Below are 14,985 nucleotides of genomic sequence, written 5' to 3'. Positions count from 1 at the left end.
AACCCCGGCTTCGGCCGGGGTTTTTTGTTGGGTCGGCGCGGGCGGCGATCAACCCGGTTCGGCAGAGCAACCCCATGGGTGGCTGCGCTTCATGCCGGATAGGCCTTTCAGCCACGCATGGCGTGGCCCTACCCCCTCAGCGGCGTTCGATGGTGAACCGCCCCACCCCAATGCCCAGATCCCAGCCCTTGCCGGTCCCGGCCAGGGCCAGCGATACATCGCCCTTGGTCATCACCTGCGCATTGCTGGATTTGTCCGCGCCGGCGTGCGCTTCAACGGTCGCATAGGAACCGATCAGGTCGTTGACCGAGTAGGCACCGGAGAACTTGCCCTTGCCGTCGACGATCTTCGACTTGCCCACGGTGAGGCCGCCGCCCTTGGCGGTGATCTTGACCGGGATGCGGGTGCCGTTGTCGCACTGGATGGTGCCGGTGCCCGAGGCGGTCTTGTACAGCACCGACCAGCCGGCCAGGTTGTAGTGCAGCTCGCAATCAATGTTGCCGGCGGCCTGTGCGGCCGGGACGGCCGAGATGCCAGCCAGTGCGATCAATGCCAGGGAGAACTTCTTCATGCAGGTCCGCTCGTACTGAAGGGGTAACGAGCCGAATCTAGCAGCGCGCGCGTGTGGCGCGGATGATGCGTATCGCGCGCCTCCGGCATCCGTTCAGCCATCAACTGCGTTCCTGCAGGCTGAAGCTGTCCGCATCGAGCATCGCCGGGAAGCGCGCACGGTGCGCGGCCAGTGCCGCCGCCGAGATCGTGGTGGTGACCACCTGCTCGCGCTCGCGTACTTCCACCTGCGGCTGGCCGAGGAAATCGATCACGGCACTGTCGCCGGCGTAATGCAGTTCGTTGCCGTCCACACCGATCCGGTTGACCGCCGCCACATAGCAGAGGTTCTCGATCGCGCGCGCGCGCAGCAGCGTCTTCCAGGCATAGGCGCGGGCCGACGGCCAGTTGGCCACGAAAATCTGCAGATCGAAATCCAGCTGGTCGGCACGCTCGACGTTGTAGCGGTTGCGGCAGAACACCGGGAAACGCAGGTCGTAGCAGACCTGCGGATTGATCCGCCAGCCTTTCCATTCCACGCACAGGCGCTCGCGGCCAGCGGCATAGCGTTCGTGCTCGCCGCCGTAACGGAACAGGTGGCGCTTGTCGTAGTACTCAAGCTCGCCCTCCGGCGTGGCCCACAGCAAGCGGTTGTAGACGCCCTCGCCCACCCGCAGCTGCACGCTGCCGGTGACCGCCGCGCCCAGCCGCACAGCCTGTTCGCGGATCCAGGCGACGGTGGGGCCGTCCATGCCCTCGGCCTTGTCGATGGCCTCGTTGGAGAAGCCACTGGTGAAGGTCTCCGGCAGGATCACCAGATCGGTCTGCCCGGCCAGCGGCGCCAGCAGCGCACCGTAATGCGCGCGATTGCCCGCCGGGTCGTGCCAGCGGGTGTCGCCCTGGATCAGGGAAATGCGCAGATCCTGCAGCCCGGTCACGGCACTCATCACAGTGCCCGCAGGCGTTCGATCGCCGCGTCCATCGTGGCGTCGTTCTTGGCAAAGCACAGGCGGACCAGGCGCTGGCCGGCCGGGGCGGTCTCATAGAACGGCGACAGCGGGATCGCCGCCACGCCCTGCTCGATGGTCAGCCATTTCACGAATTCGTGGTCCGGCAGATCGCTGACGGCCGAGTAATCCACCAGCTGGAAGTAGCCGCCCGGCACCGGCAGGGGTGTCAGGCGCGTGGTCAGCAGCTGCTCGCGGAAGCGGTCGCGCTTGGCCTGGTAGAACGCGCCCAGCTCCAGATGGTGCTCGGGCTCGTCGCGGATCATCGCCGCGAAACCGTATTGGGCCGGGCCGAAGCTGGTGAAGGTGTTGTACTGGTGCACTTTGCGGAACTCGGCGGTCATCGCCGGCGGCGCGATGGCATAACCGATCTTCCAGCCGGTGCAGTGGTAGGTCTTGCCGAAGCTGGAAATGACGAACGCGCGCGCGCGCAGTTCCGGATGGCGCAGCGAGGATTCGTGGCGACGACCGTCGTAGATGATGTGCTCGTACACCTCATCGGAAATCAGATAGATGTGGGTGCCACGCAACACATCGGCCAGCGCCTGCATGTCCTCGGCGGTCAGCATCGCGCCGGACGGGTTGTGCGGCGTGTTGACCATCAGCAGGCGGGTGCGCGGCGTGATCGCGGCACGCACGCGGTCCCAGTCGACCGCGAAGGTCTGCGGGTCCAGCGGCACGTGCACGGCCCGCGCGCCGGCCAGGTCGATCGCCGGCTCGTAGCAGTCGTAGGCCGGATCAAGCACGATCACTTCCTCGCCGGGGCGGACCACGGCGTGGATGGCGTTGAAGATCGCCTCGGTGGCGCCACTGGTGACGGTGATCTCGGTATCCGGATCCACCTGGGCGCCGTACAGATCCAGCGACTTCTGCGCGATGGCCTGGCGCAGCGGCGCCACGCCGGTCATCGGCGGGTACTGGTTGAGTCCGCCCTGCATCGCGGCGATGGTTTCATCGATCAGCCGCTGCGGTGCGGAGAAATCCGGGAACCCCTGGCCAAGGTTGACCGCGCCGTGTTCGGCGGCGAGCTGGGACATCACGGTGAAGATGGTGGTGCCCACCTTGGGCAGCTTGGTTTGCGGTTGCATCGGCAGCAGGGAAAGAACCGGGAGAACTCCCAGTGTACGCAAATCATCCCGCCCGTTCCCCCGATACAATGGCGGCCCATTCCGGTGCAAAGATCCCGCCCCTTGAACGCCCCTCCGTTGCTGGCCGCGCATGGCCTTGGCTTCAGTCGCAACGACGAACCCGTCTTCGGCCCGCTGGACCTGCACGTGGATGCCGGCGAAGCCCTGCTGGTGCAGGGCGACAACGGCGCCGGCAAGACCACCCTGCTGCGGGTGCTGGCCGGCCTGCTGCGCGCCGGCAGCGGCCAGGTCGAGATCGATGGCAAGCGCGCCGGGCACAAGGAGCGCGCCAACTACGTGGCCTACCTGAGCCACCTGCCCGCGCTGAAGCCGGACCTGGACACGCTGGAGAACCTGCATTTCCTGTGCGGGCTGCACGGCCGCCGCGCCCGCCAGATGCCCGGCAACGCGCTGGCGATCGTCGGCCTGGCCGGCTATGAGGACACCTTGGTGCGGCAGCTGTCGGCCGGGCAGAAGCGCCGCCTGGCACTGGCCCGCATCTGGCTCTCGCCCGCGCCGCTATGGCTGCTTGACGAGCCGTACGCCAATCTCGATCTGGACGGCATCAACCTGGTGAACCGCATGATTTCCGCGCACCTGCGCAGCGGCGGTGCCGCCCTGGTCACCACCCACGGCGCGTATGCCGCGCCACCGGTGCGTACGCGCCTGCTGACCCTGGGAGCGGCGGCATGATCGCCCCGGGTACCGAACCGGGTCTGTGGCAGACCGCACGGGCGCTGGTCGGCCGCGACATGCGCCTGCTCTGGCGCCGCCGCGGCGATGCGTTGCAGCCGTTGCTGTTCGCGTTGCTGGTGGTGGTGCTGTTCGCATTGGCACTGGGCCGCGACCCCGAGGCGATGGCACGCGTCGCCGCCGCCGTGATGTGGCTGGCGGTGCTGCTGGCCGGCCAACTGGCCCTGGATTCACTGTTCCGCAGCGACGCCGAAGATGGCTCGCTGGAGCAATGGCTGCTGGCCCCGGTGCCGCTGGCCTGGCTGGTGCTGGTGAGGGTGCTGGTGCACTGGCTCACCACCGCCCTGCCGCTGATCGTGATGTCGCCGCTGCTGGCGGAAATGCTGCATCTGCCGCATGACCAGCTGCCGATGTTGCTGGCATCGTTGCTGCTGGGAACGCCGCTGCTGAGCCTGATCGGCGGGGTGGTCGCCGCGCTGACGGTCGGCATCCGGCGCTCTGGTATTCTCGTGGCGCTGCTGGCCCTGCCGCTGTATGTGCCGGTGCTGGTGTTCGGCGCGGGCAGTGTGGCGGCGGTCGCCCGCGGCCAGGACCCGATCGGCGCGCTGCTGATGCTGGGCGCCGGGCTGGTGGTGGCGCTGGTGCTGGCCCCGCTGGCGACGGCCGCAGCGATCCGCATCTCGCTGAGTTGAGCGGTATGGCGTACTGTCGGTGGCGTGCGCTGCGTTGTGAGCGTCACCTGCCTCCGCGTCATCCGTTACCGAGCCACTCCACGTCCGTTCCATCGTCGCCCTTCGTTGGATAGCCACTGCCGCATGCACCCGATCGTTCGCTGGTTCCACCAACTCGGTTCGCCGCCCACCTTCGACCGCTTTGCCGCGCGCTGGTCGCGGGTGTTCTACCTGGCGGCGGTGCCGGTGCTGCTGGTCGGCATCTGGCAGGCGCTGGCCGTGGTGCCGGCCGATTCCAAGCAGTTGGACAGCTTCCGCATTCTCTACATCCACGTGCCGAGCGCGTGGATGAGCCTGTTCGTGTTCGCGCTGATGGCGCTGTACGCGGCGATCGCGCTGATCTGGCGGATCAAGACCTGCGAAATCCTGGCAATGGCCTGTGCCCCGCTCGGCGCTGGCTTCACCCTGATCACCCTGCTCACCGGCAGCATCTGGGGCAAGCCGACCTGGGGCACATGGTGGGACTGGGACCCGCGCATGACCACCGAGCTGATCCTGCTGTTCCTGTACCTGGGCGTGATCGGCCTGTACCACGCCATCGAGGACCGCCGCAGCGCCGCGCGCGCAGCGGGCCTGCTGGCCATCGTCGGGGTGAGCCTGCTGCCGGTGATCCGCTATTCCGTGGAATGGTGGGGCAGCCTGCACCAGGGCCAGACCATCCGCCTGTTCGGCGCGTCCACGCTGGATGCCAGCATGGCGCTGCCACTGTGGCTGATGGTGATCGGCACCAAGCTGTGGTTCGCCGGCTCGCTGCTGGCCAAGGCCCGCGCCGACAACCTGCTGCGCGAGGCCGGCAAGGCCTGGGTCGCCGCTGGCACCCGTGCCCCGCTGGAGGACAGCCGCCCGTGACCCATCTGCCTTATGTGATCGCCGCCTACGCGGTGTTCGTGCTGGTACTCGGCAGCGATGCCATCGGCTCCTGGCTGCGCCTGCGCTGGGCGCGCCGCCTGGCCGCGCGCCGCCAGCAGCGCCAGCAGGCCCGCACTGCAGCAGGCAGCGCACCGCCGCTGGCGCCGGAGCTGACCCGATGAATCCGGTCCGGCGTCGTCGCCTGCTCTGGGTGATGCTGCTGGTGCTCGCCTCCGGCCTGGCGACCGCGCTGGTCGCGATGGCCCTGCAGCGCAATATCGCCTACCTCTATACCCCCTCCGAAGTGCTGCGCGGCGATGCCGGCGATCACGCCCGGTTCCGCCTGGGTGGCATGGTGGTCAAAGGGTCGCTGCAGCGCGCGCCCGGTTCGCTGGATGCGCACTTCGTGGTCACCGATGGTGACGCGACCCTGCCGGTGATCACCTCGCGGATCCTCCCGGACCTGTTCGCCGAAGGCACCGCCGTGGTCGCCACCGGGCGCCTGCAGGACGGCCGTTTCGTTGCCGAAGAAGTGCTGGCCAAGCACGACGAGACCTACATGCCCAAGGAAGTGGCGGACAAGATGGGCCAGGCACATACCAAACACGATGTGCCCGTGCCGGCGCCGGAGACGAACTGAGTGCTGCCGGAACTGGGGCAGATCCTGCTGGTCACCGCACTGTTGATGGCCGTGCTGCAGACCGTACTGCCGCTGTGGGGCGCCCATCGTGGCCGCGCCGCGTGGATGGCGGTGGCGCGACCGGCGGCCTACGCGCAGCTGGCGCTGCTGCTTGGGGCGTTCGGCGTGCTGACAGCGGCGTTCGTCACCCAGGATTTCTCGGTGCGCTATGTGGCGGAGAATTCCAACTCGCTGCTGCCACTGGCCTACCGCTACTCGGCGGTGTGGGGCGCGCATGAAGGCTCCCTGCTGCTGTGGGCGCTGGTGCTGGCGCTGTGGTGCGGCGCCGTCGCGCTGTGGTCCAAACGCCTGCCGGCCGAGGTGTCCGCCCGCGTACTGGGCGTGCTTGGCATCATCAGCATCGGCTTTCTCGCCTTCCTGATCTTCACCTCCAACCCGTTCGCGCGGCTGCTCCCGGCGCCGCTGGAAGGACGCGACCTCAATCCGCTGCTGCAGGATCCCGGGCTGATCATCCACCCGCCGATGCTGTACATCGGGTACGTGGGCTTCGCGGTGCCGTTCGCGTTCGCGATCGCCGCGCTGCTGGAAGGGCGCGTGGATGCGCGCTGGCTGCGCTGGACCCGGCCGTGGACCAATGTGGCCTGGGGCTTTCTGACCATCGGCATCGCACTGGGCAGCTGGTGGGCGTATTACGAACTGGGCTGGGGCGGCTGGTGGTTCTGGGATCCGGTCGAGAACGCCAGCTTCATGCCGTGGCTGGCCGGTGCGGCACTGATTCATTCGCAGGCGGTTACCGAGAAACGCGGCAGCTTCGCCAGCTGGACGCTGCTGCTGGCCATCGCCGCGTTCGCACTGTCGCTGCTCGGCACCTTCCTGGTGCGCTCGGGCGTGCTGACCAGCGTGCACTCGTTCGCGGCCGATCCCTCGCGCGGCACCTTCATCCTGATCTTCCTGGCGCTGGTGATCGGCGGCGCGCTGTTGCTGTACGCGCTGCGGGCTGGCGCGTTGACCAGCGAGGATCCGCGCCGCAGCTTCCTGCCGACCTCGCGCGAGACCCTGCTGCTGGCCAACAACCTGCTGCTGGCCGCCGCCTGCGGCATGGTGCTGCTCGGCACGCTGTATCCGCTGCTGGCCGATGCGTTGGGCCTGGGCAAGGTCTCGGTCGGGCCGCCCTACTTCGGCACGCTGTTCGTGGTGTTGATGGCGCCGCTGGTGGCGCTGCTGCCGTTCGGGCCGCTGGTCAACTGGCAGCGCGACCACGCCTCGCGGCGGTTGGCGATGCTGGCACCGTGGGCCGGGCTGGCGCTGCTGCTGGGCGTGATCGCGTACTTCATGGCGCCGCAGGGCGCCTTGAAGACCGCTGCCGGCGTGACCGGTGCGGCCTGGGTCGCGTTCGGTACCGGGCGCTTCGTGTGGACCCGCCTGCGCGGCAACGGCAGGTTCACTGCCGAGATGATCGGCATGCTGCTGGCCCATGGCGGCGTGGCCGTGTTCCTGGCCGGCGCACTGCTGGTGGAAGCGTTGAACGTGCAGCGCGAAGTCGCGCTCGCCCCCGGGCAGTCGCTGGTGGTCGGCACCTACGAAGTGCGCTTCGAAGGCGTGGACCATCAGCAAGGCCCGAACTACGTCGCCGATCGCGGCCACCTGCGCGTGTTCCAGCACGACCGCCAGCTGGCGCTGCTGCATCCGGAAAAACGCCTGTACGCCAGTGGCGGGCAGGTGATGACCGAGGCCGGCATCCACGCCCGCCTCAACGGCGATGTTTACGTGGCACTCGGCGAATCGCTGGGCAACAATGCATGGGCCGTGCGCGTGCACATCAAACCGTTCGTCCGCTGGGTCTGGCTGGGCGCGCTGCTGATGGCACTGGGTGGCTTCGTCACCGCCGCCGATCGTCGTTTCCGTCGTCCCTAGGAGTTTCCCGTGTCCGATCCCCGCCCCGCCTCCCGTCCGCTGCCGCCCGTGGCCATCGTCATCGGGGTGCTGTTCTTCTTCGGGCTGCTGGGGCTGATGATCTACGGGGTGATGAAATCCGGCGCGCCGGACCGCGATGTCCTGCCCTCGGCACTGATCGGCAAGCCCGCACCGGCCTTCGAGCTGCCGGTGCTGCACGACCCGCACATCAAGGTCAGCAGCGCTGAACTGCGCGGCGCCCCCTACGTGCTCAACGTGTGGGGCAGCTGGTGCGCGGCCTGCCGCGATGAACACCCGATCCTGACCAGGTTCGCCGAAACCAAGCGCGTGCGCGTGATCGGCTACAACTGGAAGGACGAGCCGGCCGATGCCCTGCGCTGGCTGGAACAGCTGGGCAATCCGTTCGTGCTGGTGCTGAGCGACATCGAAGGCCGCACCGCGATCGACTGGGGCGTCACCGCCGCGCCGGAGACCTTCCTGGTCGATGCCAGTGGCGTGGTGCGCTGGAAGTACAGTGGCGCGCTCAGCCAGCGCGTGATCGATACCCAGCTGATCCCGGAACTGGAAAAGGTGGAGCGTGCCAATGCCCAGCCGCAGCTGCCCGCCTCGCCGTAAGCGCAGGATCCACGGGCCCGGCGCGGCGCTGCTCGCGCTGTCGCTCGCCATGGCCTCGCCGGTGATGGCGCAGGCCGTCTCCGACCCGACTCCGTTGCAGTACCGCGATGCCGCCGAGGAAGCCCGCTTCCACGCGCTGGCCGCCGAGCTGCGCTGCGTGCAGTGCCAGAACCAGTCGCTGGCCGATTCCAATGCGCAGATCGCGCACGACCTGCGCCGCGAAGTGCTGGTGCTGATGCAGCAGGGCAACAGCGATGCGCAGATCAAGCAGTTCCTGGTCGATCGCTATGGCGAGTTCGTGCTGTACCGGCCGCCGATGGAAGCACGCAATGCGCTGCTCTGGTTCGGGCCGCCGGTGGCGCTGCTGCTCGGCGCGGGCGTGCTGGTCTGGGTGGTGCGCCGTCGCAGCCGCGGGATCGAACCGATGGACAAGAGCGAGGAGCGCTGGTGAGCCTTTGGATGGCCCTGAGTGCCGCGGTCGTCGCCGCTGCCGTGGCGGCACGCGTGCTGTGGCCGCTGCGTGCAGGCGGCCAACGCCGCCCCTTCGTGATCGCGATGCTGGCCCTTGGGTTGGCCGGTGGCGCGCTGTACCTGCTGGTCGGCACGCCGGATGCCGCCGAGCGGACGGCGGCCAGCGACGAGCCTGCCACGCTGGAGGATGGCGTGCAGGCGCTGCAACAGGCGCTGGCGAAAGACCCGCAGCGCGCCGATGGCTGGGCTCTGCTTGGCCGCTCGCAGCTGGCCCTGGGCAAGCTGGCCGAGGCCACGGCCGCGTTTGACCGCGCGGTGCAACTCGCCCCGGACGACCCCGGCGTGCTGGTCGAAGCGGCGCAGGCGCGCGCACAGGCCGCGCCGGGCAAACAATTCGATGACCAGGCCCTGCAATGGCTGCGTCACGCCAACGCACTCGCGCCGGAGAGCGAACGCGCCGGCTGGCTGATCGGCATTGCCCTGCGCCAGCGCGGGCAGGACGCCGAAGCGGCGGCCGCCTGGGAAGCGCTTCTGCCACGCCTGGAGCCGGGCGCGGCGCGCGCGTTGCGCGAGCAGATCGCCATCGCCCGCGGCACTGCCGGGCTGCCGCCCATGACCGGAACCTCCGTCCCTGCGGCGGCGGGCAACCACGCCCTCACGGTGCAGGTCCGGTTCGCACCCGGAACCACGTTGGATCCCGCGTTGGTCAACGCGAGCGTGTTCGTGATCGCGCGCGCACCCGATGGCCCGCCGATGCCGATCGCGGTGCAGAAGCATCCGGCCAGCCAGGTGCCGCTGCTGGTCACCCTTGGCGATGGCGACAGCCCGATGCCGACCAGCACGCTCTCGCAGGTGCAGGAGGTTGAGGTCATTGCGCGGCTGTCGCGTTCGGGCCAGGCCAACCGCCAGCCGGACGATCTGGAGACCACGCCGGTACGGGTGCGTCTGCCGCATGCCGGGCCGGTGCCCCTGGTGTTTGATCGCCCATGACCGATGCGCTGCCGCGACGCAGCGTGCCGCTCACCACTACGGCGCCATCGCGGCGCCCGGCTAAACTGCGCGCATGACTGAATTCATTCCCCCCGGCACCCGTTATCACGCCCTGCCCTCGCCGTTCGCGTTCAAGCGTGGCGGTGAACTACGCGGTGCGCACGTTGCCTATGAGACCTGGGGCACGCTCGCGGCCGATGCCGGCAATGCAGTATTGATCGTCACCGGGCTCTCCCCCGATGCGCATGCCGCGGCCAACGCCGACAACCCTGCCGCCGGCTGGTGGGAGGCGATGGTTGGCCCAGGCAAGCCGATCGATACCGACCGCTGGTTCGTGATCTGCGTGAACTCGCTGGGCAGCTGCAAAGGCTCCACCGGGCCGGCCAGTCTCGATCCGGCGACGGGCGAACTGTATGGTCTGCGCTTCCCCGAACTGTCCATCGAAGATGGCGCGCGGGCGGCGGTGGAGGTGGTGCGCGCCTTGGGCGTGACCGAACTGGCCTGCGTGATCGGCAACTCGATGGGCGGGATGACCGCGTTGGCCCTGCTGATGCTGCACCCGGGCCTCGCGCGCAGCCATATCAATATTTCCGGCAGTGCCCAGGCGCTGCCGTTCTCCATCGCGATCCGCTCGCTGCAACGCGAGGCGATCCGGCTTGATCCGCAGTGGAATGGCGGGCGCTATACCGACCAGGCCTACCCGGAATCGGGCATGCGCATGGCGCGCAAGCTCGGCGTGATCACCTACCGCTCCGCACTGGAGTGGGACGGCCGTTTCGGCCGCGTGCGGCTGGATTCGGACCAGGCCGATGACGATCCGTTCGGCCTGGAATTCCAGGTCGAAAGCTATCTGGAAGGCCATGCCCGCCGCTTCGTGCGCTTCTTCGATCCCAACTGCTATCTGTACCTGAGCCGCTCGATGGACTGGTTCGACCTGGCCGAATACGCCGACGGCGACGTGATGGCGGGGCTTGCCCGCATCCGGGTGGGCAAGGCACTGGCGATCGGCGCCAACACCGACATCCTGTTCCCGGTGCAGCAGCAACAGCAGATCGCCGAGGGCCTGCGCGCCGGCGGTGCGGAGGCGCAGTTCATCGGGCTGGATTCGCCACAGGGGCACGATGCGTTCCTGGTGGATGTCGCACGGTTCGGACCGGCGGTCAGCAGCTTCCTGTCCTCACTCTGAGTTTACCCATGCGCCTTCAAGGAAAGATCAGCGAGTGGAACGAGGCGCGCGGATTCGGCTTCGTGCAGCCCAATGGCGGCGGCGAGCGATGCTTCGTACATATCCGCGCATTCTCGGCACGCGATCGACGCCCGGTACTGGGCGATGTAATCACCTATGACATTCAGACCGATGCGCAGGGGCGCCGCAACGCGGGCGCGGTGCGGTTTGCGCTGGACCGCGATGGGGGCCGCCCTGCTGCACGCGCTGCGGTGCGGGGTGCGGGGCCGGATCGATTGCCACGTACGGCCATCGCGCTGGTGTTCCTCGCAGGCCTCATTGCCGTGGCGATGTGGCAGCACTGGCCGACGTGGGTACCGGGTGCCTACCTCGCCCTGAGCGTGGTGACATACCTCTGGTATTGGCATGACAAATCCGCCGCCCGGAATGATCGCCAGCGCACACCGGAAAGCACGCTGCAGGGCCTGGCCCTGCTGGGCGGTTGGCCGGGTGCGTTGATGGCGCAGGCCGTGCTGCGCCACAAGAACCGCAAGGCCTCCTTCCAGCGAGTGTTCTGGGTGGCGGTAGTGATCAACATAGCGGCGCTGGGCTGGCTGATCCACAACCGCAGCATCCCAGGGTAGATCCACGCCATGCGTGGATGCTTTACACGCTGCGTGCGGATCGCTCTCGCCGCTACCCTTCCAACCGCCCATCCCGCAAACGATAGCTGCGATGCACGATGCCCTCCGGCAGTTCGTCGTGGGTGATCATCAACAGACTGCGGTTGCCCAGCGCCGCCACCATGTCCTGCAGCAGCGCATGCGCGGTATCCACATCCAGGCCTTCGGTGGGCTCATCCAGCAACAGGATCGGTGCGTCACGCAGCAGCGCGCGCGCCAGCGCCAGGCGCCGTGCCTGCCCGGCTGACATGGTCGCGCCGTTCTCGCCCACCCACGCCGCCAACCCACCGATCTGCTCGGCCCACGCGTGCAGACGGACCTCCGCCAGTACCTGCCACAATCGTGCATCGCTGGCCTGTGCATCGCCGAGCCGCAGGTTGTCCGCCACGGTGCCAGCGAACACCGGCGCGTTCTGCGGGAGCCAGGCGATCTGACGGTGCCAGTCGGCCTGCGCGACACTGCGGATATCCGCATCGCCGTAACGCACGCTGCCGGCCTCCGGATCCCATAGTCGCAGCAGCAGCGAGGACAGCGTGGTCTTGCCACTGCCGCTGTCACCGCGGATCGCGATCCGTTCGCCCGGTGCGAGTTCCAGTTGCACATGGTCCAGCAACACGCGCGCCTGGCCGGGCCAACGGAACACCACGTGATCGAATCGCAGCGTTGCGGGCACGGATGGCACAGCCACCGGCGCGGCGGCTTCCACCACGCCCGGCGCCTGATCCACGATCGCCTCCAGCCGCACCGCGGCGACGCGGCCGGACAACCACGATTGCCAGGCCAGCCCGATCCCGGCCCACAGCTCCAGCAGTGCGACGGTCAGGAACACCAGTGCCGCCGCCAGCGCGGCATCCACGCTGCCACGCTCGAACGCATGCAGGGCCAGCCACAGCATCGCCACCAAGCCACCCGCGCCACACAGACCATGCAGCGCATTGCCACTGATCAAGCGCCAGCGGCGACGCTTGTCACGCGACTTCAGCTGTTTGGCTGCCACCAGCACGCGCTGGTTCCAATGCTCGCGCGCCTGCAGCGCAGCAAGATCGGCCGCGCCTTCCAGCCCTTCGAAGGATTGGGTACGCAACTGCGCACGGTGCAGCGCGCGGTCGCGCTCCTGGTCGGCGGCGCCACGCACGGTCAGCCACGGCACGCCCACCCCGATCAGCAAGGCGAGCACCGCCAGCAGCCCGGCCGCCGGCAGATAGATGATGCCGGCCGACACCACCGCCACCAGCGAGATACCACCGAGCGCCAGCAGCGGGCCGATCGCACGCACCAGCAGGCCATCGACCTCGCCGATATCGGACATCAGCCGCGCCAGCAGTTCACCGGTGCGTACACCGGCCAAGCGCGCCGGTGCGAGTGGCAGCGCGCGACGGAAGAACCACACCCGTAGATCGCGCGCGATGCGCAGGGTGACATCGTGGCCGACCAGTTTTTCGAAGTAGCGCGACACGATGCGCGCCATGGTCAGCCCGCGGATGCCCGCCGAGGGCGAGAAGAAGTTGAAGCCGTTGCCGAGTCCGGCCGCACCGGCCAAGGCGGCGGCAGTGAGGAAACCACCGGACAACCCGAGCAGCGCGGTGCCGGCCAGCATCGTCGTCCACAGCAGCAGCACGGTCAGCAGCAGGCGGCCGCGATGCCGGGCGAACACACCCTTCAGCGAATCGATGTGCGCGGCCTTCATGGCGTTAGCTCCGAGGCCAGACGCGCGCCGCCGGCGGTCAAGGTCAGGCGGGTGTCTGCCCAGCGCATCGCGGTCTCGCTGTGCGTGGCGATCACCACGCTGCGCCCACGTGCGAACGCGGCCAGGGTACGCAGGAGATCGGCTTCGGTATCGGGATCGAGGAAGGCGGTCGGCTCATCGAGCAGCAGCAGTTGCGGATCGCGCAGCAACAGCCGCGCCAAGCCGATACGGCGCGCTTCGCCACCGGACAATCCGAAGCCGCGCTCACCGATCACCGTATCCAGCCCCTGTGGGAGTGCGGCGGCAAACCGCATTACCTGGGCGGCCTCGGCCACGGCGCGCAGGTGCGCATCGGTCGCGCCGGGTGCGGCCAGGCGCAGGTTGTCGGCGATCGTGCCGTGGAACAGATAGGGGCGCTGCCCGGCGTAGCCCACGTCCAACCCGGGGCGCAGCACGATGCTGCCCTCGCGCGGGGGCAACCAGCCGGCCAGCGCTTCCAGCAACGTGCTCTTGCCACTGCCGCTGGGGCCGACCAGCGCCACGCGCTGCCCCGGCTCGATCTGGAACGAGAGCTGCTGCACCACATCGTGATGCGCACCCAGTGGTCGCAGGCTCACCCCGCGTACGACCACCGGAGGGGCACGCTGTTCCAGCAGTTCCGGAGCGCGCGCACTCGCAGGCGGGGCCTCCCCGGCTACGGGGGCCTCCGGCAAGTCGCCGAGCAGCCGCTCTACTTCGGCCGCCGCGGCCAGCGCGTTGGCGCGATCGTGGTAGTGCGCGGCCAAGCGCCGCAGCGGTGCATAGAACTCCGGTGCCAGCAGCAGGCAGAACATGCCCACGCCCAGCGTCGGCACCTGCGCATGCAACGACATCAGGCCGAGATAGCTCAGGCCCAGATACAACGCGACCATCGCCACGCTGACCGACGCGAAGAACTCCAGCACCGTCGAAGAGAGGAAGGCGATCCGCAGCACTTTCAAGGTGCGCTCACGCACGCCTTCGGCCGCCGTGGCCACACCGTCCAGCTCGGCCTCGCCCCGCCCGTACAGGCGCAGCAGGCCGAGCCCCTTGATGCGATCAGCGAAGTGGCCGCTCATCCGCGCCAGTTCGCCCAGCTGCGCACGGCCGGCGGCTTCAGCGCCCCAACCGACCAGCATCATGAAGAACGGCACCAGCGGCGCGGTGAACAAGAGAATCAGCGCGATCACCCAATCGGTCCAAGCCACGGCGATGGCGATCAGCAGCGGAACCACCACCACTTCGATGCGGACCGGCTGGTAACCAGCGTAATAATTCTCGATCGCATCGGCATGGGCGAGCATCAGTTCGCCGAGTTCGCCGGTGCGTTGCTGGCGCAGCCACAGAGGCCCGCGCCCCAGCAGCCGCTGATAAACCCGTTCACGCAGCGCCAGCCGCGCCGCATCGGCGACCTCACCGGCCGCCGCCTGGGTCGCACTCCCCAACAGGGTGCGGATGCCCAGCACCGCCAGCAAGCCCAGCAGCACGGGCGTGGCGTCGGCCAGGGGGCGGTGATCGACCAGCACCGCCTGGATCAACCAGGCGATGGCGGCCGCCTGCCCGATCAGCAGGGCGCCGGACAGGCAGATGCAGATCGCCGCCAAGCGCTGCTTGCCGCGGGCGGCCGCCGCCAGCCCACCCAGCCAGTGCAGGCGACGGCGGCGCAGGGCGGTTGTCTCAACAATGGTCGCGTCGGGGGGTATGCTCAAAACAAGTCACTGGCGGCCACAGGGAGGTTCCGTCGATTGTAGTAGGTGCTGGCCCCGCCCCGTGCGGCCAGCGGTCGCAGGGGCGGGATGGCCTACGATCCCCGTGCGTGTGCGTTTGTACATTGATCTGAATCAAG

Annotated in this window: 16 protein-coding genes; 11 read left to right on the top strand and 5 right to left on the bottom strand. The window is 68.6% G+C overall.

The window, feature by feature from the left end:
• Positions 1–136: 136 nt before the first annotated feature.
• From ACW6W5_RS05950 to ACW6W5_RS05940, 3 genes are all read right to left on the bottom strand, one after another.
• Positions 137–571, bottom strand: a complete 435-nt coding sequence (locus tag ACW6W5_RS05950; protein WP_152152697.1) for a hypothetical protein — start codon at positions 569–571, stop codon at positions 137–139.
• Between the two features lie 100 nt (positions 572–671).
• Entirely contained in the window at positions 672–1,478 is an 807-nt protein-coding gene (locus tag ACW6W5_RS05945; RefSeq protein ID WP_152152734.1) for an amidohydrolase, read from the bottom strand.
• A 17-nt stretch (positions 1,479–1,495) separates the two neighbouring features.
• On the bottom strand, positions 1,496–2,644 hold the full coding sequence (locus tag ACW6W5_RS05940; protein WP_152152698.1) for a pyridoxal phosphate-dependent aminotransferase: 1,149 nt from the start codon (positions 2,642–2,644) through the stop codon (positions 1,496–1,498).
• A 102-nt stretch (positions 2,645–2,746) separates the two neighbouring features.
• Between ACW6W5_RS05940 and ccmA the strand changes: the two genes are divergently transcribed.
• The 11 genes from ccmA (at position 2,747) to ACW6W5_RS05885 (ending at position 11,395) form a co-directional block, all read left to right on the top strand.
• The gene (gene ccmA, locus ACW6W5_RS05935; RefSeq protein ID WP_088434712.1) at positions 2,747–3,376 is read left to right on the top strand and encodes a heme ABC exporter ATP-binding protein CcmA; all 630 of its coding nucleotides are present in this window, start codon (positions 2,747–2,749) and stop codon (positions 3,374–3,376) included.
• Positions 3,373–4,068 carry a heme exporter protein CcmB gene (ccmB, locus tag ACW6W5_RS05930; protein ID WP_121038121.1) on the top strand — a complete coding sequence of 232 codons (696 nt, stop codon included), beginning with the start codon at positions 3,373–3,375 and terminating at the stop codon, positions 4,066–4,068. Before ccmA ends, ccmB begins: the two co-directional genes overlap by 4 nt.
• Before the next feature lie 123 nt (positions 4,069–4,191).
• Positions 4,192–4,956 carry a heme ABC transporter permease CcmC gene (ccmC, locus tag ACW6W5_RS05925; RefSeq protein WP_121038124.1) on the top strand — a complete coding sequence of 255 codons (765 nt, stop codon included), beginning with the start codon at positions 4,192–4,194 and terminating at the stop codon, positions 4,954–4,956.
• Complete coding sequence (ccmD, locus tag ACW6W5_RS05920; RefSeq protein WP_019182865.1) at positions 4,953–5,138, top strand: heme exporter protein CcmD; 186 nt, start codon at positions 4,953–4,955, stop codon at positions 5,136–5,138. The genes ccmC and ccmD overlap by 4 nt, the downstream gene beginning before the upstream one ends.
• Positions 5,135–5,596 (top strand): cytochrome c maturation protein CcmE, encoded by a 462-nt coding sequence (gene ccmE, locus ACW6W5_RS05915; protein WP_152152700.1) that lies wholly within the window; start codon positions 5,135–5,137, stop codon positions 5,594–5,596. Before ccmD ends, ccmE begins: the two co-directional genes overlap by 4 nt.
• Positions 5,597–7,510 (top strand): heme lyase CcmF/NrfE family subunit, encoded by a 1,914-nt coding sequence (locus ACW6W5_RS05910; protein WP_152152702.1) that lies wholly within the window; start codon positions 5,597–5,599, stop codon positions 7,508–7,510.
• 9 nt (positions 7,511–7,519) lie between these two features.
• Entirely contained in the window at positions 7,520–8,125 is a 606-nt protein-coding gene (locus ACW6W5_RS05905) for a DsbE family thiol:disulfide interchange protein (protein ID WP_121038133.1), read from the top strand.
• A 49-nt stretch (positions 8,126–8,174) separates the two neighbouring features.
• Positions 8,175–8,576, top strand: a complete 402-nt coding sequence (locus ACW6W5_RS05900) for a cytochrome c-type biogenesis protein (protein WP_121041136.1) — start codon at positions 8,175–8,177, stop codon at positions 8,574–8,576.
• Positions 8,570–9,586: a tetratricopeptide repeat protein gene (locus ACW6W5_RS05895; protein ID WP_152152736.1), complete on the top strand. Its 1,017-nt coding sequence runs from the start codon at positions 8,570–8,572 to the stop codon at positions 9,584–9,586. Before ACW6W5_RS05900 ends, ACW6W5_RS05895 begins: the two co-directional genes overlap by 7 nt.
• A gap of 73 nt (positions 9,587–9,659) precedes the next feature.
• Entirely contained in the window at positions 9,660–10,772 is a 1,113-nt protein-coding gene (metX, locus tag ACW6W5_RS05890) for a homoserine O-acetyltransferase MetX (protein ID WP_152152704.1), read from the top strand.
• Positions 10,773–10,780: 8 nt separating this feature from the next.
• The gene (locus ACW6W5_RS05885) at positions 10,781–11,395 is read left to right on the top strand and encodes a DUF1294 domain-containing protein (RefSeq protein WP_152152706.1); all 615 of its coding nucleotides are present in this window, start codon (positions 10,781–10,783) and stop codon (positions 11,393–11,395) included.
• 52 nt (positions 11,396–11,447) lie between these two features.
• Here ACW6W5_RS05885 and cydC read toward each other — a convergent pair whose 3' ends face one another.
• Both cydC and cydD read right to left on the bottom strand, forming a co-directional pair.
• Positions 11,448–13,121, bottom strand: a complete 1,674-nt coding sequence (gene cydC, locus ACW6W5_RS05880) for a thiol reductant ABC exporter subunit CydC (RefSeq protein ID WP_152152708.1) — start codon at positions 13,119–13,121, stop codon at positions 11,448–11,450.
• The gene (gene cydD, locus ACW6W5_RS05875; RefSeq protein ID WP_152152710.1) at positions 13,118–14,848 is read right to left on the bottom strand and encodes a thiol reductant ABC exporter subunit CydD; all 1,731 of its coding nucleotides are present in this window, start codon (positions 14,846–14,848) and stop codon (positions 13,118–13,120) included. The genes cydC and cydD overlap by 4 nt, the downstream gene beginning before the upstream one ends.
• Between the last annotated feature and the right edge of the window lie 137 nt (positions 14,849–14,985).

It is taken from the genome of Stenotrophomonas sp. IS26 (assembly GCF_054188265.1).
Note: the sequence above shows the minus strand (reverse complement) of the source record. Positions and strands in the feature narration are given on the sequence as shown.